Annotated in this window: 22 protein-coding genes and 2 pseudogenes; 10 read left to right on the plus strand and 14 right to left on the minus strand. The window is 73.2% G+C overall.

The annotated features are described in order from the left end of the window. Window positions 1–22 precede the first annotated feature (22 nt). Window positions 23–970: an LLM class F420-dependent oxidoreductase gene (locus HIR71_RS00080; RefSeq protein WP_169322580.1), complete on the plus strand. Its 948-nt coding sequence runs from the start codon at window positions 23–25 to the stop codon at window positions 968–970. Here HIR71_RS00080 and HIR71_RS00085 read toward each other — a convergent pair. Continuing rightward, window positions 951–2,303 (minus strand): glycosyltransferase 87 family protein, encoded by a 1,353-nt coding sequence (locus tag HIR71_RS00085; RefSeq protein ID WP_169322581.1) that lies wholly within the window; start codon window positions 2,301–2,303, stop codon window positions 951–953. The genes HIR71_RS00080 and HIR71_RS00085 overlap by 20 nt on opposite strands. Beyond that, window positions 2,304–2,543 carry a DUF4190 domain-containing protein gene (locus HIR71_RS00090; RefSeq protein ID WP_211373595.1) on the minus strand — a complete coding sequence of 80 codons (240 nt, stop codon included), beginning with the start codon at window positions 2,541–2,543 and terminating at the stop codon, window positions 2,304–2,306. Window positions 2,544–2,797: 254 nt separating this feature from the next. Here HIR71_RS00090 and HIR71_RS00095 point away from each other — a divergent pair, with 254 nt between their 5' ends. Then, window positions 2,798–4,042 carry a uracil-xanthine permease family protein gene (locus tag HIR71_RS00095; protein WP_169322583.1) on the plus strand — a complete coding sequence of 415 codons (1,245 nt, stop codon included), beginning with the start codon at window positions 2,798–2,800 and terminating at the stop codon, window positions 4,040–4,042. 121 nt (window positions 4,043–4,163) lie between these two features. On the opposite strand, the gene HIR71_RS00100 is transcribed toward HIR71_RS00095, so the two are convergent. The 10 genes and pseudogenes from HIR71_RS00100 to HIR71_RS17090 form a co-directional block, all read right to left on the minus strand. Beyond that, the gene (locus HIR71_RS00100; RefSeq protein WP_169322584.1) at window positions 4,164–4,817 is read right to left on the minus strand and encodes a LytR C-terminal domain-containing protein; all 654 of its coding nucleotides are present in this window, start codon (window positions 4,815–4,817) and stop codon (window positions 4,164–4,166) included. 185 nt (window positions 4,818–5,002) lie between these two features. After that, window positions 5,003–5,293: pseudogene (locus HIR71_RS00105) on the minus strand (type II toxin-antitoxin system VapB family antitoxin); the annotation flags it as partial. 25 nt (window positions 5,294–5,318) lie between these two features. Next, the gene (locus tag HIR71_RS00110) at window positions 5,319–6,440 is read right to left on the minus strand and encodes a sulfate/molybdate ABC transporter ATP-binding protein (protein ID WP_311835992.1); all 1,122 of its coding nucleotides are present in this window, start codon (window positions 6,438–6,440) and stop codon (window positions 5,319–5,321) included. Further along, the gene (locus HIR71_RS00115) at window positions 6,437–7,330 is read right to left on the minus strand and encodes an ABC transporter permease (RefSeq protein ID WP_169322585.1); all 894 of its coding nucleotides are present in this window, start codon (window positions 7,328–7,330) and stop codon (window positions 6,437–6,439) included. The genes HIR71_RS00110 and HIR71_RS00115 overlap by 4 nt, the downstream gene beginning before the upstream one ends. Then, complete coding sequence (gene modA, locus HIR71_RS00120; RefSeq protein ID WP_169322586.1) at window positions 7,327–8,157, minus strand: molybdate ABC transporter substrate-binding protein; 831 nt, start codon at window positions 8,155–8,157, stop codon at window positions 7,327–7,329. The genes HIR71_RS00115 and modA overlap by 4 nt, the downstream gene beginning before the upstream one ends. Continuing rightward, a complete protein-coding gene (locus HIR71_RS00125) occupies window positions 8,154–8,558 on the minus strand; it encodes a TOBE domain-containing protein (protein ID WP_169322587.1) in 405 nt (134 codons plus the stop codon). Before HIR71_RS00125 ends, modA begins: the two co-directional genes overlap by 4 nt. Window positions 8,559–8,802: 244 nt before the next feature. Further along, window positions 8,803–10,485: a ribonuclease J gene (locus tag HIR71_RS00130; RefSeq protein WP_169322588.1), complete on the minus strand. Its 1,683-nt coding sequence runs from the start codon at window positions 10,483–10,485 to the stop codon at window positions 8,803–8,805. A 39-nt stretch (window positions 10,486–10,524) separates the two neighbouring features. After that, on the minus strand, window positions 10,525–11,601 hold the full coding sequence (locus tag HIR71_RS00135; RefSeq protein ID WP_211373596.1) for a YeiH family protein: 1,077 nt from the start codon (window positions 11,599–11,601) through the stop codon (window positions 10,525–10,527). Window positions 11,602–11,804: 203 nt separating this feature from the next. Further along, window positions 11,805–12,248, minus strand: a complete 444-nt coding sequence (locus HIR71_RS17085) for a DMT family transporter (protein ID WP_311836013.1) — start codon at window positions 12,246–12,248, stop codon at window positions 11,805–11,807. A gap of 45 nt (window positions 12,249–12,293) precedes the next feature. Beyond that, a pseudogene (locus HIR71_RS17090) lies at window positions 12,294–12,590 on the minus strand (EamA family transporter); the annotation flags it as partial. Window positions 12,591–12,710: 120 nt separating this feature from the next. On the opposite strand from HIR71_RS17090, the gene HIR71_RS00145 reads away from it, so the two are divergent. The 3 genes from HIR71_RS00145 (at window position 12,711) to HIR71_RS00155 (ending at window position 16,013) form a co-directional block, all read left to right on the plus strand. Further along, the gene (locus HIR71_RS00145; RefSeq protein WP_169322589.1) at window positions 12,711–13,316 is read left to right on the plus strand and encodes a GNAT family N-acetyltransferase; all 606 of its coding nucleotides are present in this window, start codon (window positions 12,711–12,713) and stop codon (window positions 13,314–13,316) included. Window positions 13,317–13,497: 181 nt separating this feature from the next. Further along, on the plus strand, window positions 13,498–15,753 hold the full coding sequence (locus HIR71_RS00150; RefSeq protein ID WP_169322590.1) for a carbon starvation CstA family protein: 2,256 nt from the start codon (window positions 13,498–13,500) through the stop codon (window positions 15,751–15,753). After that, on the plus strand, window positions 15,753–16,013 hold the full coding sequence (locus tag HIR71_RS00155) for a YbdD/YjiX family protein (protein WP_169322591.1): 261 nt from the start codon (window positions 15,753–15,755) through the stop codon (window positions 16,011–16,013). Before HIR71_RS00150 ends, HIR71_RS00155 begins: the two co-directional genes overlap by 1 nt. 49 nt (window positions 16,014–16,062) lie before the next feature. On the opposite strand, the gene HIR71_RS00160 is transcribed toward HIR71_RS00155, so the two are convergent. Next, window positions 16,063–16,527, minus strand: a complete 465-nt coding sequence (locus HIR71_RS00160; protein WP_169322592.1) for a mycothiol transferase — start codon at window positions 16,525–16,527, stop codon at window positions 16,063–16,065. A 151-nt stretch (window positions 16,528–16,678) separates the two neighbouring features. Next, window positions 16,679–17,053, minus strand: a complete 375-nt coding sequence (locus tag HIR71_RS00165; protein ID WP_169322593.1) for a hypothetical protein — start codon at window positions 17,051–17,053, stop codon at window positions 16,679–16,681. An 801-nt stretch (window positions 17,054–17,854) separates the two neighbouring features. Between HIR71_RS00165 and HIR71_RS00170 the strand changes: the two genes are divergently transcribed. The 5 genes from HIR71_RS00170 (at window position 17,855) to HIR71_RS00190 (ending at window position 21,502) form a co-directional block, all read left to right on the plus strand. Then, window positions 17,855–18,697 carry an alpha/beta hydrolase gene (locus HIR71_RS00170; RefSeq protein ID WP_311835993.1) on the plus strand — a complete coding sequence of 281 codons (843 nt, stop codon included), beginning with the start codon at window positions 17,855–17,857 and terminating at the stop codon, window positions 18,695–18,697. A 64-nt stretch (window positions 18,698–18,761) separates the two neighbouring features. Continuing rightward, entirely contained in the window at window positions 18,762–19,304 is a 543-nt protein-coding gene (locus HIR71_RS00175) for a PadR family transcriptional regulator (protein ID WP_169322594.1), read from the plus strand. After that, on the plus strand, window positions 19,301–20,233 hold the full coding sequence (locus HIR71_RS00180) for a CPBP family intramembrane glutamic endopeptidase (protein ID WP_211373597.1): 933 nt from the start codon (window positions 19,301–19,303) through the stop codon (window positions 20,231–20,233). The genes HIR71_RS00175 and HIR71_RS00180 overlap by 4 nt, the downstream gene beginning before the upstream one ends. 112 nt (window positions 20,234–20,345) lie before the next feature. Continuing rightward, window positions 20,346–20,720, plus strand: coding sequence for a PH domain-containing protein (locus tag HIR71_RS00185; RefSeq protein WP_169322595.1), 375 nt, complete (start codon window positions 20,346–20,348; stop codon window positions 20,718–20,720). 200 nt (window positions 20,721–20,920) lie between these two features. Beyond that, on the plus strand, window positions 20,921–21,502 hold the full coding sequence (locus HIR71_RS00190) for an AMIN-like domain-containing (lipo)protein (protein WP_169322596.1): 582 nt from the start codon (window positions 20,921–20,923) through the stop codon (window positions 21,500–21,502). Window positions 21,503–21,561 lie beyond the last annotated feature (59 nt).

Below are 21,561 nucleotides of genomic sequence, written 5' to 3' on the forward strand. Positions count from 1 at the left end.
CACCCCTGCGACCCTGGGCGGCATGGATCTCCGCATCTTCACCGAGCCCCAGCAGGGCGCGAGCTACGACGACCTCCTCGCGGTCGCCCAGGCCACCGAGACCCTGGGGTTCGACGCGTTCTTCCGGTCGGACCACTACCTCCGGATGGGCGACGGCGACCCGGGCCCCGGGCCGACCGACGCCTGGACCACGCTCGCCGGCCTGGCCCGCGAGACGTCCCGCATCCGGCTCGGCACGCTCGTGACCTCGGCGACGTTCCGGCACCCGGGAGTGCTCGCGATCCAGGTCGCGCAGGTCGACCAGATGTCCGGCGGGCGGGTCGAGCTGGGGCTCGGCGCCGGCTGGTTCGCCGCCGAGCACGAGGCGTACGGGATCCCGTTCCCGCACCGGCGGTTCGGCCTCCTCACCGAGCAGCTCGAGATCGTGACCGGCCTGTGGGGCACGCCCGAGGGCGAGCGCTTCCACCACCACGGCGAGCACTACACGCTCACGGACTCCCCGGCGCTGCCCAAGCCGGTGCAGCGCTCGCCGCTGGACCCGGGGCGCGCGGGCGTGCCGGTCGTCGTCGGGGGGATGGGGCCGAGGCGGACGCCCGCGCTCGCGGCCCGCTTCGCCTCCGAGTTCAACGTCGCCTTCCCGCCCAAGGACCAGATCGCCGAGAAGTTCGCCGGCGTGCGCGCGGCGTGCGAGCAGCTCGAGCGCGATCCTGAGCAGCTCGTCTACTCGGTCGCGATGGTGGTCTGCGTCGGCGCCTACGACGCCGAGGTGTCGAGGCGGGCGGCGGCGATCGGTCGCGAGCCCGGTGAGCTGCGGGAGAACGGCGTCGCGGGGACGGTCGCGGAGGCGGTCGACGAGCTCGGGAGGCTCGCGGAGCTGGGCGCCCAGCGCGTGTACCTGCAGGTGCTGGACCTGCACGACCTCGACCACCTCGACCTGGTCGCGCGTGAGGTCATGCCCCAGCTGCGGTGAGGCCGGGGGCCGCGGCTGCCTCCGGCGCGCCATCCGCGGCCGGCGTGCGTGCGATCCGGACCAGCACGATGCAGCACAGGGCGAGCAGCCCGACGAGCCCGAGGTTGCGGCCCGCCAGCACGAGCCCCAGCACCGGGTTCCCGTCGAGCAGCGCCGGGTAGAACCACGGGAACACGGCCTGCGTGAGCGCGGCGAGGACGAGGACGACGACGGCGCCCACGCGCGCCGACCGGGGGAGCGCCCCCGGCCGGCGGGTCGCGAGCAGCACCGCGACGGGCGGCGCCAACCAGCCGACGAACTGGGGCGACCCGACCTTGTTCACGACGATGAGCACCGCCATCAGGGCGAGCGAGCCCCAGACGAGCGTCTGGCCCCCGTGCGCGCGCGCCCGCCACAGCAGCACCGCGAGCCCCGCGACCGCGAGCGGGAGCAGCACGTCGAGCACCCGAGCCGCGGCGTCGGCCCCGGGTCCGACTGCCTCCCACGTGACCAGCTCGCGGTTCAGCACGGCGGGGGCTTCGCCGCGGAGCGTCGACCGGAGCACCCACGGCGTCGCGGTCACGGACTCCACCTGCAGCCCGCGTGCGTCCTGCGTGAGCAGGAAGCTCGTCACGTTTCCCAGCCCGCCCCCGGCGGCGACGGCCCCGAGCACCACGACGCAGACCAGAGCCGCCGGGACGACGACGTCGCGCAGCGGCCTGCGCGCGGCCATCGCCAGGGGCAGCACGAGGGCGCCGGGCGCGACCTTGATCCAGGCACCCGCGGTCAGCAGCGCGGCGGCGACGCGCGGTCGCGTCATCGCGGCGAGCAGGGCCAGCACGACCAGGGGCGCGACGATCGCGTCGATGCGGCCCATCGCGACCGGGCCCAGCAGCGCGAGGAAGGCGAGCCACCACCAGGCGGCGAGCGAGTCTGCGGCGGTGCTGCCGGCGGTGCTGTCGGAGGGGCTGTCGGCGGTGCTGTCGGAGGGGCTGCCGGCGGTGCTGTTGGAGGCGCTGCCATGACGGACGAGCGCGAGCGCCGCGACGCCGTCGAGCACGGTGACGAGGGCGCTCCACCCGAGCGCGTACGCGACGGTCGACCCGGCTCCCACGGCCGCCGGCACGAGCATCGGCACGAGCGCGCCGGCGGGGTAGACCCACGGGCCGTCGAGCACGGGCCACTGCCCGTCGACCAGGCCGAGCGCGACCCAGTAGCGGTAGAGGTCGACGTCGTAGAACGCGCGGTTCGGTATCAGGACGACGCCGACCACCGTCAGCCATCCGTGCACGAGCGCGAACGCGAGCCAGAGGGCTGGGCCTCCGCGCGGGCGGAGGTGCGGGCGCGACGCCACCTACGACGTCGTCGTGCGGAAGAGCACGATGAGCAGCAGGAGCGCGACCGCGAGGACGGCCAGCGCGATCGCGACGTACCCGAGCCAGAGGCCCGCCTTGGCGAGCCCCGCCCCGTCCTCGCCGGACTCCCGGATCTGGTTGAGCGCCAGATGGCCGGTGATGACGGCGACGATCGACCCGAGCAGCGGGACGATGCTGAACCCGCCGAGGCCGGCGATGAGCGAGGTCAGCGCCAGCACGTTGGTGCGGCGCGGCGGGCCCGGTCGTTGCGGGGCTGGTTGTGACGGGCCTGGTTGTGACGGGCCTGGCTGTGACGGGCCTGGTTGTGAGGGGCCTGGCTCGGTCATCGCGGATCTCCTTCAGGCGTCTCGTCCGAGCATGGCACAGCCCGTCCGGACCGGCCGCGTCGCTACTGTGCGTGCAGTCGTCCGGACCGGCGTTCGTCGTCGGTGGCCGGCGGCGCCCCAGCGACGCAGCGGTGAAGGAGAGCGGGATGAGCGGCATCGGGTGGCGCGTCCACGGAGACGGGCGGACGGTCAGGACCGGCGGGGTCGTCGACATCGACGAGCGGCTGAGCTGGCCCCGGACCATCGGGATCGGGCTGCAGCACATCGTCGCGATGTTCGGCGCGACCTTCCTGGTGCCGCTGATCACGGGCTTCTCGCCCGCGACGACGCTGTTCTTCTCGGCGATCGGGACCGCGGCGTTCCTGCTGATCACGCGGAACCGCCTTCCCAGCTACCTCGGGTCGAGCTTCGCGTTCATCGCGCCCATCGGGGCGGCGACGGCATCGGGCGGGCAGTCGGTCGCGCTCGGCGGCGTGCTCGTGACCGGGGCGCTGCTCGCCGTCGTCGGCCTGCTGGTCCACGTCGCCGGGGCGCGGTGGATCGACGTCGTGATGCCGCCGGTGGTCACCGGCACGATCGTGGCGCTCATCGGGTTCAACCTGGCACCGGCGGCGAAGAACAACTTCGTCGAGGCTCCGGTGACGGCCGTGATCACGCTGCTCGCGATCATCCTCATCACGGTGCTGTTCCGCGGGATCCTCGGGCGGCTCGCGATCCTCGCCGGGGTGCTGGTCGGGTACGCGGTCGCGGCGGTGCGGGGCGAGGTGACGTTCGACGCCGTGCGCGACGCCGGCTGGGTCGGCCTCCCGGAGTTCGTCACGCCGACGTTCGACGTCGGCGTGCTCGGCCTGTTCCTGCCCGTGGTGTTCGTCCTGGTCGCGGAGAACGTCGGGCACGTGAAGTCGGTCGCGGCGATGACGGGCCGCAACCTCGACCCGCTCACGGGCCGCGCGCTGCTCGCGGACGGCCTCGCGACGACGCTCGCCGGTGCGGGCGGTGGCTCGGGCACGACGACGTACGCCGAGAACATCGGCGTCATGGCGGCCACGCGAGTCTACTCGACGGCGGCGTACTGGGTCGCGGCCGCCGGGGCTCTCGTGCTCAGCATGTCGCCGAAGTTCGGGGCCCTGATCGCGACGATCCCGGCCGGGGTGCTCGGCGGGGCCACGACGATGCTCTACGGGATGATCGGCATCCTCGGTGCGCGGATCTGGGTGCAGAACCGCGTCGACTTCTCGGACCCGGTCAACCTCACGACGGCGGCCGTGGCGCTCGTCATCGGCATCGCCGACTTCACGTGGGCCGCGGGCGAGCTGACGTTCGGCGGTATCGCGCTCGGCACGGCGGCGGCGATCGGGATCTACCACCTGATGCGGTCGATCGCCCGGTGACGCGGGACGCACCAGGAGCCGGCGAGCCCGGCGTCGGTCCCGGGCGGGGCGGAGCTGGAGCGCTGAGCTGCTCGCTGCGAGTCGCGGGTCACGATCCCGGTGACAGCGCTGTCGCCGCACGTCAGGCCGGCGGGGCGCCGTCGCCCTCGGGGGCCGGAGCGACCGGCGCAGGCGCGGGCACCGCTTCCTCGAGCGGCACGCAGCCCTCGACCCCGGTGAGGGGGACGGCGGGGTCGAGCGTGATCTGCGCCGGGTCCGTCAGCTCGATGAACTGTGCCCCCAGCGCGAGGTCGACCGTCGCGTCCGGCCGGCCGTCGAGCGTGAGGACGACGCCCTCGAGGTGGGCCGCGAGGGTGTAGGCCGCGCCGACGCCCGCCGCCCCGAAGCCGATGCGCGCGACTCCGGCGACGGACGCGGGCGCGTTCCCCGTGCCGAGAACCCCGAACCCGCGCGCGGCGAGCCCGGCCGCCACGTCGCCCGCGAGCCCGGCTCGGTCCGTCCCGTTGAGGACGTTGACCTGCACGTTCTGGTACGGCACGGGCAGCGTGCCGTCGGGTGGGCACGGCGGCGGAGGACCGGTGGGGCCCTCGTCGGCGGCCTTGGTCGTGAAGTCGCGCGAGATCGGCGACGGGATCGCGTCCGTGTAGACCGCGATGCCGCCGAGGGCGGCGACCGCGAGGCCCGCGATGAGGATGCCGAAGATCACGGCCTGTCGTTCGTGGAGGTGCCGCCGGCGCAGGGTTCGTTCACGGTCGGCGCCCCGCTGCTCGGTCACGCGCTGAACCTAACCGATCGATCGGGCAGCGGAGACCACGTCCGGCCCGCGTCGCCCGATCGGCGGGCGCGCCGACCGGAGTGGTGGCCGGGTGGGCGTCAGGAGGGTTGCACGTCAGGCTCCGCCGCCGAGTCCTCTGCGTCGACGAGGGGCTGCTTCCCGGCTTCGTCACCGGCCGTCGTGGGGAGAACCAGCACCCGGGCGTGGAGCACCGGCCGCTGCTGGAGCGCCGCGCGGACGGCCCGGTGCAGCCCGTCCTCGAGGTACATCACGCCCTTGTACTGCACGACGTGCGCGAACAGGTCGCCGTAGAACGTCGAGTCGTCCGACAGGAGGCTGTCGAGGTTGAGCGTCCGCTTGGTGGTCACGAGCTCGTCGAGCCGGACCTGCCGCGGCGGGACGTCGGCCCACTGCTTCGAGGTGACCAGTCCGTGGTCGGGATAGGGACGCCCGTCGCCCACAGCCTTGAAGATCACCGGCACAGTGTAGGTGAGCAGCCGTTCAGCGCCTGTGCAGACCGACCTCGCTCGCCTTGACGGACAGCCAGACGTCGGCGCCCGGCACCAGCCCGAGCTCCGCGACCGCCGCGGGGGTGAGGTCGACGAGCACCTCCGGGTCGCCGGTGGTCCTCAGCCGTACCCCGGTCGGCGCCGCCTCGAGCCCGATCACGCTCGCCCGCCAGACGTTGCGCGGGCTCGCGCCGTGCGGCTCGGCCGTCTGCACGACGACGGCGGCGGGTCGGAACACCGCGGCGACCGGCGCGCCGTCGGGCAGCGGAGGGGAGTCCGTGCCCTCGACCCCGACGAACCGCCGCCCGTCCGGCGCGCGCACCGCCCCGCCGTCGGCCGTCCCGACCACCAGGTTCACCCCCGCGAGGTCGGCGACGAACGGGTTCCGCGGCGCGGCGAGCACCCGTGCTGTCGGGCCGACGTCGACGAGATGACCGTCCTCGAGCACCGCCACCCGGTCGGCGAGCACGACGGCGTCGAGCACGTCGTGCGTGACGAGCACCGTCGTCGTGCGGTGGGCCGCGAGCTGGGCGCGGAGCAGGTCGCGCATCTCGGGTGCGGTGCGGACGTCGAGCGACGCCATCGGCTCGTCGAGCAGGAGCACGTCGGGCCGCGCGGCGAGGGCGCGGGCGAGCGCGACCCGCTGCTGCTGGCCCCCTGAGAGCTGCGCGGGCCGGCGGTCGGCGTGCGAGGCGAGGCCGACGGCGTCGAGCCAGCCCGCGGCCTGAGCCTCTGCCCCGCGTCGGGGGGTGCCCGCGGCGAGCGGGCCGAAGGCGATGTTCCGGGCCGCCGTGAGGTGCGGGAACAGCAGGGGGTCCTGGCCGAGCAGGCCGACGGCGCGGTCGGCGGGGGGTACCAGGACTGGAGCGGCGGGGGCCGGCTCCCCGGCGGAGGTGAGGACGCGACCGCGGACCTCGACGCGCCCGAGGTCCGGGACGAGCAGGCCCGCGAGCACCGCGAGGAGCGTCGACTTGCCGGACCCGTTCGGGCCGAGCACGGCCAGCACCTCGCCGGGGCGGACCTCGAGCACGACGTCGAGCACGAACGCGCCGCGGCGGACCACCGCGCGGACGGACACGGCGGCACCGGGGGGCGTGCCGGCGTCGTGCCTCACGCTGCCACGCCCGCTGTCCCGCCTGCTGTCCCGCCCGCCGTCCCGCCCGAGCCGCTCCCGCGCTCCCGATCGGGTCGCCAGCCGCGGACCAGCACGAGGATCACCACCGCGACCACGACCAGCAGCAGCGACAGCGCGACGGCGGAGTCCTGGCTCACGCCCGCGCCGTTGAACGCGGTGTAGATCGCGAGCGGCATCGTGCGCGTGACGCCCGGGGCGTTGCCGGCGAACAGGGCGGTCGCGCCGAACTCGCCGAGCGCGCGCGCGAAGCACAGCACCGTCCCGGCGACGAGCCCCGGCAGCACGAGCGGCAGCGTGATGCGCCGGAACGTGAGGCCGCGGCTCGCGCCGAGCGTCGCGGCGACCGTCTCGTACCGGGTGCCGGCCGTGCGCAGCGCACCCTCGACCGCGATCACGAGGAACGGCAGCGCCACGAACGCCTGGGCGAGCACGACCGCCGTCGTCGTGAACGGGATCCGCACGCCGAACGCCAGGTCGAGGTACCGCCCGACCAGCCCGGTGCGTCCCAGCAGGTACAGCAGCGCGACGCCACCGACCATCGGCGGCAGGACGAGCGGCACCGTCACGAGCGCACGCACGACGGCGGCGACGCGCGGCCGGGCGCGCGCGATCACCAGCGCGAGCGGGACGCCGAGCACGAGGCAGACGGCGGTCGCCGCGAGTCCGGTACGCAGGGACAGGCCGAGCGCCTGGCGGGCCTCGGGCGACGTGATCGCCGCGGGGACGGTGGCCCAGTCGGCGCGCACGAACAGTGCGACGAGCGGCAGGACGAGCAGCGCGATCCCGAGCGCCGCGGGGAGCGCCAGGAGCCGCGGGACCGTGCCGGCCGGTCGAGGGTGGGAGCGGGGGTGGGAGCGGGAGCGGGTCATGGCGCGGTGAACCCGTACCGCGCGAGCAGCGCCTGGCCCGTCGGCGAGCCGGCGAGCGCGATGAACGCGCGCGCCGCCGAGGGGTTCGCCGCGTCCGCGAGCACCGCGACCGGGTACGCGCTCGCGCTCGCGGCCGTGACGGCGTCGGGCACCTCGACCGCCTCGACGCGACCGTCCGCCGAGCGGACGTCGCTCGCCCAGACGAGCCCGGCGTCGGCCTCACCCGCCGCGACCTTGGTGACGACGGCCGTGACGTTCTGCTCCTCGCTGGCCGGGGTGAGGTCCACGCCCGCGGCGTCGAGCCAGGCCCGAGCCGCGGCGCCGCACGGGACCTCGGCGGCGCAGAGGACGACCTGGAGGTCGGCGCGCGTCAGGTCCGCGGGGGTCCTGACGGTGTGCGGGTTGTCGGGGAGGACGACGAGCCGCAGCGTGTTGCGCGCGACGACGGTGGGGGCGCCGGCGAGCAGGCCCGCGTCGGCGACGGTCGCCATCGTCCGCTGGTCGGCGGCGGTGAAGACGTCGCCGGGTGCGCCCTGGACGAGCTGTGTCGCGAGGGTCGAGGAGCCGTCGTAGGTGATCGGGCGGACATCGAGGTCCGGGTGCTCGCGCTCGAGGAGGGCGGCGAGCTCGTCGAACGCGGGGCGGAGCGACGCGGCCGCGAGGACGGTCAGCTCGCCGGCGACCTGACCCGTGACCTCGCCCGGCTCCGCCGCGCCCGTGCCCGACGCCGCGGGGGAGCGCGGTCCGGCGGCGCACGCGACGAGGGCGAGGGCGGCGAGGACAGCGAAGACGAACGGCCGGGCCGGGCTCCGCGCTCTGCTCCTCACCGGGCTCCGGCCGGGGTCTCGACGATGACGGTGGTCGCCTTGACGACGGCGACGGCGAGCGACCCCACCTCGAGCCCGAGCTCCCGGACCGCCTCGCTCGACATGAGCGACACGACGCGGTGCGGGCCGGCCTGGATCTCGACCTGCGCCATCACGGTGTCGGTCGTGACGGCGGTGACCAGCCCGACGAAGCGGTTGCGCGCGCTGCGGCCGACGCCGGACGGGTCGGCGGGTGCCTGCGCGAGCGTCCGCGCGTGCGCGGCGAGGGCGGCGCCGTCGAGCACCTGACGGCCCACGGCGTCGGCGGTCGTGCTCAGCGCCCCCTGCTCGACCCAGCGACGCACGGTGTCGTCGCTCACGCCGAGGAGCCGAGCGGCCTCGCTGATCCGATACTGCGGCACGATCGGAAACTTATCACCGCTCTTGCGGAACTGACACGTGTCTCGGGGACCAATGTGTCAGACCGTGCGCGGTCCCGAGCGCGCGTGAGGTCTGACAAGGCTGGCCGGCGTTGATGTGTCAGACCGTGCGCGGTCCCGAGCGCGCGCCAGGTCCGACAAGGCTGGCCGGCGTTGATGTGTCAGACCGTGCGCGGTCCCGAGCACGCGTTAGGTCTGACACGTGGTGTCGATGAGGAGCCGAGGCTCAGGCCTCGATGACGACCGGGATGATGACCGGCGACGAGCGTCGACTGCCGCGCTGGAACCACCGGCTCACGGCGCGCTCGAGCTGGCGCTCGATCTGGCTGAACTCGCGCACGCCGTCCGCGGCCGCCTTCGCGAGCGCCTGCTCGATGATCGGGATGAGCGCCTCGTACGACGCCTCGTGCGCGAACCCGCGCGCGAGGAAGTCGGGCTCCTCGGTCAGCAGGCCGGTCTCGGGGTCGATGAGCGCGACGATCGTGACGACGCCGTCCTCCGACAGCGCCCGCCGGTCGCTCAGCGACTCCTCGGTGATCTTGCCGACCGTCATGCCGTCGACGTAGACGAGGCCCGCGGGCACCTTGCCGGTGATCGAGGCCTTGCCGTCCACGAGGTCGACGACCGACCCGTCCTCGGCGAGCACCACGCGGTCGGGCTCGACGCCGGTCTCGATCGCGAGGTCGGCGTTCGTGCGCAGGTGCCGCCACTCGCCGTGGACCGGCATGACGTTGCGCGGCCTGACGACGTTGTAGCAGTAGACGAGCTCGCCGGCGCTCGCGTGCCCGGACACGTGCACCTTGGCGTTGCCCTTGTGGACGACGTTCGCCCCGAGCCGCGTGAGCCCGTTGATGACCCGGTAGATCGCGTTCTCGTTGCCCGGGATGAGCGAGCTGGCGAGCAGGACGGTGTCGCCCTCGCCGATCTGGATGACGTGGTCGCCGCTCGCCATGCGGGCGAGCGCGGCCATCGGCTCGCCCTGCGAGCCCGTCGCCACGACGGTCACCTTGTGGTCGGGCATGCCCTCGAGCTGCTTGAAGTCCACCAGGAGGCCGCGCGGCACGTTGAGGTAGCCGAGGTCGCGCGCGATCCCCATGTTCCGCACCATCGAGCGCCCCACGAAGGCGACCTTGCGGCCGTGCTGGTGCGCGGCGTCGAGCACCTGCTGGATGCGGTGCACGTGGCTCGCGAAGCTCGACACGATGATCCGGCGCGGCGCCGTGCGGAAGACGGTGTCGATCGCGGGGATGAGGTCGCGCTCGGCCATCGTGAAGCCCGGGACCTCGGCGTTCGTCGAGTCCGTCATGAACAGGTCGACACCCTCCTCCCCCAGGCGGGCGAAGGCGCGCAGGTCCGTGATCCGCCGGTCGAGCGGGAACTGGTCCATCTTGAAGTCGCCCGTGTGCAGCACCAGCCCGGCCTGCGTCCGGATCGCGACGGCGAGCGCGTCCGGGATCGAGTGGTTGACCGCGACGAACTCGAGGTCGAAGTTGCCGACCGTGCGCCGGTCGCCCTCCTTGACCTGAACCGTCTTGGGCTTGATCCGGTGCTCCTTGAGCTTGGCCTCGATGAACGCGAGCGTCAGCTCGGACCCGATCACCGGGATGTCGGCGCGCTCTCGCAGGAGGTACGGCACGCCGCCGATGTGGTCCTCGTGCCCGTGCGTCAACACGATCGCGTCGATCTTGTCGAGGCGGTCCCGGATCCAGGTGAAGTCGGGGAGGATCACGTCGACGCCCGGCTGGTGCTCCTCGGGGAACAGCACGCCGATGTCGACGATCAGCAGCCGGCCCCGGTGCTCGAAGACGGTCATGTTCCGCCCGATCTCACCCAGGCCGCCGAGCGGGACGATCCGCAGGCCGCCCTTCGGGAGCGCAGGCGGGGACTGGAGATCGGACTGGGGACTCATGAACTCCAGGCTACCGGTGCAGGCTGACGTGGCAGCGTGTCAGGTCAGCAGCCGGATCCCGGCGAGACTCACCGTCACGGCGATCGTGGTCGACGCCGCACCGAGGGCGAGCGCGCGTCCACCGGTCCGCGCGAGGGTCGCGACGTGGACGCCGGTGCCGAGCCCGAACATCGCGCCCGCGAGCAGCAGCGTCGTGGCGATCGCCGCGGCGTCGAGCACCGCGGCCGGCAGCAGACCCACGCTGCGCACGACGACCATCGCGAGGAAGCCGACGACGAAGAGCGGGACGACCGGCGGTCGCGACGTCCGTGAGCCATCCCCCGTCCCGCCCGCGACGTCACCGACGACGGCGCGGCGCCGCTCGAGCGCCCCGACCGCGGCGACGAGCGGCGCGAGCAGCACGACCCGGCCGAGCTTCACGACGACAGCGACGGTGAGCGCTGCCGTCGACACGGCCGACGCCGCCGCGACGACCTGCGCGACCTCGTGGACCGACGCGCCGATCCACACCCCCATCTGGTGGTCGTCCAGGCCGGCGGCGCCCTGCGCGAGCGGGAGCGCGAACAGCGTCACCGCGCCGAACAGGGTCACCATGGCGATCGCCGTCGCGACGTCGTCCTCGGTGGTCTCCTCGGCGGTCGTCCCGCCACCCGTCGCTTTGCCGTTCGCCCCGTCCGGCCGGATCACGGCGCTCATCGCCGCGACCGCCGACGCGCCGCAGATCGCGAACCCGGTGGCCACGAGCAGCGACAGGGCGCGGCTCGCCCCGATCTGCGCACCGACCCACCGCGTGCCGAGGAACGTCACGACGACGGTCACCAGGATCGTCACGAGCTCACCGGGGCGGAGCGCGAGCACCTCGGGCACCGAGAGCTGCAGCCCGAGGAGCACGACGCCGGCGCGCAGCAGGCGCTTCGTCGCCCAGCGGGTCCCGACCGCGACCCGCGGGGGAAGCGCGCCGACGTTCCGCACGACGACACCGAGCACGATCGCCAGGATGAGCGACGAGACGACCGGCACGGCGACCGAGACCCGCAAGCTCATCGCGGTGGCGGCCGCGACCAGGAAGAGGCCCGGCACCCGCGCACGCCAGGTCGCCGCGGAGGTGGGGGTCACGCCGATACTCTGCACCGACTTCCACCCCCAGGAGCAACGATGCGCCTGATGCGAGCTGCCGGTCTACGCCGCGGGACCGGCGCTCGTGCAGCGCGGCGGGAGCAGGGACGACCGGAGCTACGACGTCACCTACTGGTTGACGCCCGCGCCGTCTGCAGGCGATGTGACGGTGGTCTGCGCGTGGCCTGCCGTCGGCATCCCGCTCAGGTCGAGCGTCGGCGTCTCGACAGGCTCGTCCGGCGGGTGATCGCGACGCGGACCAGGCACAGCCCCCCGCCCGCGAGCGCCAGGAGCGGCGGCACCTCGTCCAGCAGCGCCCACCCGAGCAGGACGGCGATCGGCGGCACGAGGTACGTCGTCGCACCCAGGCGGCCGGCGCTCGTGCGGGCGAGCGCGTAGCCCCACAGCGTGAAGGCGATCGCGGTCGGGCCGAGCCCGAGGTAGACGAGGCTCGCCACGGCTGCCGTGTCGGCGACGGCCACCTCGCGTACGAGCTGCGGCGCGAACGGCAGGCACACGACGAGGCCGACCGTGCACGCGATCCACGTGACCTGAAGCGCCGACATCCGCGTGAGCAGCGGCTTCTGCAGCAGCACCGCGATCACGTACGCGACCGCGGAGACGAGGCACAGCACCACGCCCCACACGTCGGCCTCCGTCCCGGTCGAGGTCGCGACGCCGATGACGACGACGCCGGCGAACCCGAGCGCGCTGCCGACCATGAGCGGGCGCGGGAAGCCCTCGCCGAGCCGGAGCCCCGCGGCGATCGCGAGCAGCACGGGCGAGACGTTGACGAGCATCGCCGCCGTCCCGGCGTCGACCCGGAGCTCCGCAGCGTTCAGCGCGACGTTGTAGACCGCGAACCACAGCACGCCGACGCCGATCAGTCGCGGCCACTCGGCGCGCGTCGGCCGGACCGTCGGCCGGCTCAGCAGGACGGCGCCGAGCACCGCGCTGCCGACGAGGAGCCGCCCGAGGGTCAGGGCGCCGGGCGAGACCTGCGGGCCGAGGTCGCGGCTCTCCTCGAGGAGGCGTCAGGGATCACGGTCCGACGTTAGGTCCCGCCGCCGACACGAGCCGCCGACGAGGCGCCGTCGCAGAATGGGCGCATGCCGACCTCGCTCACCGTCCGGCCCGCCACGCCCGACCAGGCCGAGGCGGTCGCGGCCCTGGCCAACTCGGCGTACCGCGGCGAGGAGAGCCGCCACGGGTGGACCACCGAGGAGAGCCTCGTCGGCGGTCAGCGCGCCGACGCGGCGATGGTGCGCGGCCTGATGGAGCAGCCGGACAGCGTGGTCCTGATCGGCCTGGACACCCACGGCCTCGAAACGCACGGGCTGGGCCAGCACGCTCCGGACACGCACGGGCCCGACGCCGCCGCGCGGCTCCTCGCGTGCTGCCACCTCGAGCGTCGCGGCGGCTCGGGCTACCTCGGCATGTTCGCGGTCCGCCCGCGGCTCCAGGGACAAGGCACGGGCCGCGCGATGCTCGACGCCGCCGAGACGTATGCGCGCGACACCTGGGACGCGCGGTCGATCGAGCTCACGGTCCTCGACCAGCGCCCGGAGCTCATCGCCTGGTACGAGCGCTGCGGGTTCCGCCTCACGGGCGAGCGGCACGAGTTCCCCGACGACGACGAGCGGTTCGGCGTGCCGCAGCGGCCCGACCTCGAGCTGCTCGCGATGGCGCGGCCCGTGGGGCGCCGTCGGACCTGATCGCTCGAGCCAACACGCCGTGTGCGCCGCTGACTCGGCACCGTTGACCCGGAAGTGGTAAGCCTCTGGGTGGTTCGAATGCATCGGGTGGTTCGAGTGCCTCGGGTGGTTCGAACGAGTCGGGTGGTTCAACCGCGTCGGGGGGCGCTGTGCTCTCTGTCGCCGTTCTCGAGGAGGAGACGTGAGCGCACGAACCGGCCTGGAGCAGGACCCGCAGCTCCCACCGGTGGCCCTCGACCCGGAGGTCGTCGAGGCGCACCACCGCCGCTGGACCCCCGCGAGGATCGCGGTCTGGGCGGCCATCTCGCTGCTGGGCGCGGTCTCCTGGGCGATCATCGCCATCGTCCGCGGGGAGACCATCAACGCGATCTGGTTCGTGTTCGCCGCCGTCTGCACCTACCTCATCGGCTACCGCTTCTACGCGCGCTACATCGAGAAGAACCTGCTGCGCCCGGACGACCGGCGCGCGACCCCGGCCGAGTACAAGGCCGACGGCAAGGACTACGTCGCCACCGACCGGCGGGTGCTGTACGGGCACCACTTCGCCGCGATCGCGGGCGCCGGCCCCCTCGTCGGGCCGGTGCTCGCGGCGCAGATGGGCTACCTGCCCGGGACGATCTGGATCATCGTCGGCGTCGTGCTCGCGGGCGCGGTGCAGGACTACCTGGTCCTGTTCTTCTCGATGCGCCGCGGCGGGCGCTCGCTCGGTCAGATGGCGCGCGACGAGCTCGGCGTCGTCGGCGGGACGGCGGCGCTGCTCGCGACCCTCGTGATCATGGTGATCATCGTGGCGATCCTCGCGCTCGTCGTGGTCAACGCCCTCGCCGAGAGCCCGTGGGGCGTGTTCTCCGTCGGCATGACGATCCCGATCGCGCTCTTCATGGGTGCCTACCTGCGGTTCTGGCGGCCCGGCAAGGTCACCGAGATCTCGGTCATCGGCTTCGTGCTGCTCATCGCGGTCATCGCGGGCGGCGGCGCGATCGCCGGGACCTCGTGGGGCGCCGACCTGTTCCTGCTCGACAAGACGACCATCGCCTGGATGATCGTCGTCTACGGCTTCGTCGCCGCCGTCCTGCCGGTGTGGATGCTCCTCGCGCCGCGCGACTACCTCTCCACGTTCATGAAGATCGGCACGATCGTCATGCTGGCCCTCGCGATCGTGATCGTCCGCCCGGTGCTCGAGAGCCCTGCGGTGAGCGAGTTCGCGTCGACGGGCACGGGCCCGGTCGTGAGCGGGTCGCTGTTCCCGTTCCTCTTCGTGACCATCGCGTGCGGCGCCCTCTCGGGCTTCCACGCCCTGATCTCCTCGGGCACGACGCCGAAGCTCGTCGAGAAGGAGCGCCAGACCCGGATGATCGGGTACGGCGGCATGCTCATGGAGTCGTTCGTCGCGATCATGGCGCTCGTCGCCGCGCTGTCGATCGACCGCGGGATCTACTTCGCGATGAACTCGTCGGGCGCCGCGACCGGCGGGACGGTCGAGGGGGCGGTCGCTTTCGTCAACGGGCTCGGGCTCGCGGGGGTCGACCTCACGCCCGACATGCTCACGCAGACCGCGGCCGACGTCGGCGAGGAGTCGATCGTCTCGCGCACCGGCGGCGCGCCGACCCTCGCGGTCGGGCTCGCGAACATCATGGCCCGGCTGGTCGGCGGCAGCGGGATGATGGCATTCTGGTACCACTTCGCGATCATGTTCGAGGCCTTGTTCATCCTCACCGCCGTCGACGCCGGCACCCGGGTCGCGCGGTTCATGCTGCAGGACAGCCTGGGGAACCTCTTCCCGCGGTTCAAGGACACGTCGTGGCGGCCGGGCGCCTGGGCCGCGACGGCGATCATGGTCGGGGCGTGGGGGGCGGTGCTCCTGATGGGCGTGACCGACCCGCTCGGCGGGATCAACACGCTCTTCCCGCTGTTCGGCATCGCGAACCAGCTGCTCGCGGCGATCGCGCTCGCGGTCTGCATGGCGATCGTGGCCAAGCTCGGCCTGTTCAGGTACCTCTGGGTGGTGGTCCTGCCGCTCGGGTTCGCCGCGGCCGTGACGATCACCGCGTCGATGTACAAGATCTTCTCGCCGGTCCCGGCGGTCGGGTACTTCGCCCAGCACAACGCGTTCAGGGACGCGCTCGCGGCGGGGGAGACGAGCTTCGGCACGGCGACCTCGGTCGAGGCCATGGAGGCGGTCGTCCGCAACACGATGATCCAGGGCGTGCTGTCGATCGTGTTCGTCAGCCTTGCGATCGTCGTGATCCTCACCGCGATCGCGGCGACCTGGAAGTCCTACCGCAGGAAGGCCAGCGCGAGCAGCGAGGACCCGGCGGTCCTGTCGCGCATGTTCGCACCGGCCGGCTTCCTCGCGACCCCGGAGGAGAAGGAGCTCGAGAAGCAGTGGGCGGCGCTGCCCGCGTCGCGCCGGCCCGCGCGGACGGGGCACCACTGATGGCCGGGACACCGGAGGCCGAGACACCGTCGAGGGCCGCGACACCGCTCGCGAGCACGTTCGACGCGGTCCGTCGGGGCGCCAAGGGCGTCGCGTGGTTCTGCCGGGGCGTGCTCGGGGCCGACGCCTACGAGAAGTACAGGGCGCACGTCGAGGCCGAGCACCCGCGCGACGCCGCCGAGTGGCTCATGACCGAGAAGGAGTTCTGGCGCGACCGCACCGACCGGCAGGACAGGAACCCGCAGGGACGTTGCTGCTAGCCGAACGCGACGAGTCTGTCGTCGTCCAGACCGATGCCCGCCTCAGGGGTCAGCGGGTGGTGCTCGCGGCGCGGATGAGGTCGCGCGTGATCTCCATCTGACCGTGGTGCTGGGCCAGCTCCTCGAGGACGTGCAGCAGGGCGGCGCCCTGGGTCGAGATCTCGTCGTGCACGGGGTGCGGGGTGTCCGCGCGGAGGGGTGCGCCGTCGTCGGCTGCGAGCGCGTCGTCGTGCAGCCGGCGCCTCGCAGCCTCGACCCGTGCGAGCAGGGGCGCGACCGGCCCGCGCGCCCGGAACTCGGCGTCGCGGTCGCGGTCGAGCGGTCGGCCCCCGACCCGGTGGCCCGCCCACGCGTCGATCACGCCGAGGCAGTGCGTGAGGATCGCGAAGGGCGTGTTGGCGCCGGGAAGGTCCGGAGCGGTGTTGGCGAGCTCGTCACCGAGACCCTCGACGATCGAGGCCATGCCGTCGAGGGCGCGGTCGCAGACGACGAGCAGCTCGCTGGGCGACGACATGGTTCTCCGCTCTTCGGGACCGGGGTCCGGGGTCGGACTGATGGGTCTGGCACACCGTCACGGAGACAGGTCCGGGCCTCGCGTGCAAGGAACAGCATCCCTGTCGGCACAGGAGGGGCGCGCGCCCACCCGCCCCCTCGACCGACCCACATCACCGCTCGTCCGGAGCAGCCACGTCGAGGAGCTCGTTGGTGTCCATGTCAACGATGACGATTGCGCCCTGAGGCCAGTCGTCCTGCAGCAGGGGTCGGTAGCTGGTGTCCTGCCCACAGGCGACGCGGTCCCACGTTGAGATCACGTCACCCGTGTCTGTCGCGACGAGCGCGACACGGGGGTGCTCCGCCATCTTCGCCTCCGGCCACCGCGCCGGGTCTTCGATCACGGTCCCGTCTTCGTCGGCGGGCGTCGCGTTCCACCAACCCTCGACGTCGCCTGGCACGGGTCCGGCGGGCGGGAACTCCGCGCACAGCGTCGCAGCGGCGTTGTTCGGGCCCTCGGGCTCGGCCACGGCCGTCGATGGCGGCATCGCTGGCTCTCCGCTCGGGCCCCCACACGCAGCCACGAGCACCGCGGCTGCGCTGACGGCAAGCATCGGCCCTGAAATGCGATGAGGGGCTGACAGGCTGATACCGCGCACGCACGTAGGCACAACGACTCCCATTCTTTGCGTGTTCCGAAGCGCCCCAGACCCGTCGTTCTCAGTAGAGCTGGACACGATGAATCCGGAGAACCTGATCGTAGCCGAGGTCGAAGGGGTACCAGGTGTAGTCGCTGGGGCCGCGCGTCGTCGACCAGTAGTATGTGGTCGAGATTGAGTAGACACGGCCTTGCTTCTCAGCAGCCTGTAAGCGGAGGTTTGTTGTGTCGCCGTAGTGCTCGAACTTGGTCGGGAGCGTGTACGTACCGGCGGCGCCCGCGAAGCACTGCATGGCTTGTGTGTCGGAAGTGATCTTCTAGTAGGAATAGTGTCTGCACCTCGGGATTCCCGTGGCGCCGCGTTGGCGTCTGATATGGCATCACCCGGACGGGTGATGCCAATGCCTCTCCGAGGGCGCGAGGCCTCCACCGCCCGGTTGCGTGCTCGTGTGCGGTTCAGCGCGGACTCGTCTCGCTGTCGCTCGGGCTGGTCGGGTCGAAGCCCCCTCGCAGCGCGGGGCGCACTCGCGGTCGGGATCAGCCGGTGGGAACACGACGCGCCGCCCACCTGCCCGGGGTGACAGCACTGCCGAGCGCGGACGTCCCGGACGCGGTGGACCGCCGGCTTCGGTGCCATCGTGGGGAGGTGGTCGGGCGCGCGACGGCACCGAGGAGAGGGCGCGGCGCCGTCGTGCCCGTGCTCGTCGTCATGCCCGTGCTCGTCGTCGTGCTGGCGCTCGTCGGGGTGGTGGTCGCCGTGGTGTGGCTGGGGCAGCGGGCGCTGATCTACGTGCCGGACCGGTCGCCGGCCGGGTCCGCCGAGCTGGTGCTGCCGGGTGCGCGGGACGTGACCCTCACGACGTCGGACGGCCTCACCCTCGGCGCGTGGCACCTACCGCCCACGGGGCCGTGCGACGCGACCGTGCTGGTCGCGCCCGGGAACGGCGGGAACCGCGCGGGCCGGGCGGGGCTGGCCCGCGCGGTCCACGAGCGCGGGTTCGGGGTGCTGCTGCTCGACTACCGGGGCTACGGCGGCAACCCGGGTCGACCGTCGGAGGTCGGGCTCGCGCGCGACGTCCGGGCGGCGCGCACGTACCTGCTCGACGCCGGGGTCGCGCCCGGGCAGCTCGTCTACCTCGGGGAGAGCCTCGGCGCGGGCGTCGTGGTCGAGCTCGCCGTCGAGCACCCGCCCGCAGCGATGGTGCTGCGCTCGCCGATGACGTCGCTGGCCGACGTCGGGCGCGCGGTCTACGGGGTGCCGGTCGGGTGGCTGCTGCAGGACCACTTCCGGGTCGTCGAGCACGTCGCACGGGCAGGGCCACCGCTCACGGTCGTGTACGGCTCCGACGACGGGCTCGTCCCTCCTGAGCAGAGCCGCGAGGTCGCCCGGGTCGCGCGGGAGGCACGCACGGAGGTGGTCGAGGTCGAGGTGCCGGGTGCGGGTCACAACGACGCGGTGCTCGCGCAGGGGCCGGGGCTCGTGGCGGCGCTCGTGGAGGTGTCGCGCGCGGCCGGGATCACCGGCTGCGGGTGACCTACGAGCGTGGGCGTCGATAGGGGACTAGACACATATGAGACGTGTCTTCTATGGTGCGCGTATGTCGTTGCGTCATGCGATCCTCGGTTTCCTCGGCGTCGCGGCCATGAGCGGGTACGACCTGCGCAAGACCATGGACGCCTCGGTGGCCCACTTCTGGCCTGCGGACCAGACGCAGATCTACCGGACGCTGTCCTCGCTCGTGGACGACGGCCTGGTGGACGTGCGCGTCGTCGAGCAGGACGGCAAGCCGAACCGGCGCGAGCACCACATCCGCCCCGAGGGGCTCGCCGAGCTCGACCGCTGGCTGGCCTCACCGATGGGCTACCAGCCGTCGCGCGAGCCGTTCCTGCTGCGCGTGTTCTTCGGGGGCCGGCTCGGGGCGGAGCACGTCGCCCGACTGCTCGACGAACGCGGCGCGGAGGCCGCGGAGCTGGTCGCCATCCTGCGGGAGGTCGAGCGGCAGTCGACCGCGGGCCTCGACCGCGAGCTCACCCTCGAGGAGCGGCTCCGGCTCGCGACCCTCGCCAACGGCATCCGCCACGCCGAGGCGGAGCTCGACTGGGTCGACGAGACCCGGCGCACCCTGACGGAGGACTCATGACGACCCGTGCCGCACCGACGACCCCCGCCGCGCTGATGGGCACAGCCGCGCCGACGGGCACAGCCGCGCCGACGGGCACAGCCGCGCCGACGGGCACAGCCCCGCCGACGGGCACAGCCCCGCCGGTCGCGAGCTGGCGCAACGTCGTCGTCTACGTCGCCGGGGTCCTGCTCCTCGCCGGCGCTGGGGGCGCCTTGATCGCCGGCGGCAACGACGCCGGCGGCCTGCTCTTCATCCTCAGCCCGCTTCTCATGGCCGCGGGCCTGCGGTGGTTCGGCGGCGACGGCTGGCGCGACGCCGGGCTCCGCCTCCGCGGACCCGCGCGGTGGTACGTCCTCGCGGCGCTGCCGTACCCGTTGATCTTCGGGGCCGCGCTCGGCCTGGGGATCGCGACCGGGAGCGTCGAGCTGCAGGAGGGCTTCGTGGGGACGTTCGCGCTCGGGCTCGCGACCCAGGCGGTCCCGCGCCTGGTCTTCGCGTTCTCGGAGGAGCTCGGGTGGCGCGGCTACCTCGAGCCCCGGCTCGCCGCCCTGGGCGTCCGCGCGACCCGTCGGCACCTGCTGGTGGCCGCGGTCTGGGGCGTCTGGCACGTGCCGTACGTCCTGGCGCTCGACGGCTACACGGACCTGCCGCGCGCGCTCTTCTTCCCGCTCTTCCTCCTCGCGGTCGTCGCGATGGCGTTCTGGTTCGGGGTGCTGCGCGAGAGGACGGGGAGCGTGTGGCCCGCGGTCCTCGCCCACGGGGTCGGCAACGTGCTCGCCTACCCGCTGCTCGACCCGAACGCGGTCCGCATCGACCAGGGGCTCGTGTTCGCGGCTCGTCCCGAGGGTCTCGTCGTGCTGGCGCTGCTCGCCGTGACCGCCGCGGCCGTGTGGCGGCTCGCGCACGGCGCACCACGCGGGCGCGCGCTGCCCAGGCGGACGCGGTGATCGTGAAGGGCTCGCGCGGATCGGGCGCTGAGTTCGCTGGTCGGGTGTCGAGTTCGCCGATCCGGACCAGCGAACTGGCCCCCGGACCAGCGAACTCGCATAGGTTCGCCGCGTGATCGACTTCGCCGACGACCCGCTCGTCAAGCTCTCGCCCTGGGAGCTGTTCCACGCGCAGGAGGAGCTCGAGGACATCCTGCTCGAGGACGAGGTGCTGCACCTCGCGTTCAAGGGGATCCGCGACTCGGTGACGTTCACCAGCCGCCGGATCGTGTCGCTCAACGTCCAGGGGATCACCGGCCGGCGCAAGGACTACACATCGCTGCCGTACAGCCGCATCCAGGCGTTCTCGATCGAGACGGCGGGCACGCTGGACCTGGGCTCCGAGCTCGAGCTGTGGTTCGCGGGCCTCGGTGCGGTGCGGCTGCAGTTCAGCCGGGGCGTCGACATCCGGAACGTGAGCCGCCTGATCGGCGAGAAGGTGATGTGAGGGGCGCGTATCAGGCTGGCCTCGGCCGGCTCCTCCGCGTGTGACGACCGGTCCGACCGTCGGTGGTGACGATCGGACCCACGCCGGGATCCCGTCGCCACGGCGCCGGGACCCCACCAGGCCCGCAGCTCGTCCGCTCCGGGCTCCGAAGTGCCGCCACGCCCGGCGGGGGAGGGCCGGGCTCCCAGGAGGGGTGCGTCATGCGCCGTCGATCCGCCGTCAGCCGTCGGTCCACCACGGTGGTGGTGCTGCTGTCCCTGCTCGCAGGTCTGAGCCTGCTCATCGCGCCGAGTGCCTCGGCGCATCCCTACTGCGGCCAGGTGTGGGGGTCGCAGGAGCGGTCGGCGGGGGACTACTCCTCCGGCTACCTCACGAACATCCGATCCGGGCGGCACGCGTGCTACGACCGGCTCGTGCTCGACGTCGACGCCCCGCTGACCGCCTGGTCCGTGCGCTACGTCGACGAGATCGTGCAGGACGGCTCGGGCTTCACGGTTCCCGTGCGCGGCGGAGCCACGCTCGAGGTGATTGTCCGGGTGAACGTCGCGGAGTCGTCTCCCCTGTACTCGACGAGCACCGGGACGATCATCGACCCGGTCGGGTACCGGACGTTCCGGGACGTCGTCTGGGCCGGCAGCTTCGAGGCCGTCACCACGGTCGGGCTGGGCGTGCGGGCCCGACTGCCCTTCCGGGCCTTCGTGCTGCCGGGCCCGGGTGAGGGCTCCCGGCTCGTGGTCGACGTCGGGCACCGGTGGTGCGCGTCAGGTCAGCGCGTGTGCTGACCGGGTCGTCCACCGATCGACGCACGACCCGCCGTCCCCCAGGCGGCGGGTCGCGCGCT

The organism is Cellulomonas fimi (assembly GCF_012952065.1).
Classification (GTDB): domain Bacteria; phylum Actinomycetota; class Actinomycetes; order Actinomycetales; family Cellulomonadaceae; genus Pengzhenrongella; species Pengzhenrongella fimi_A.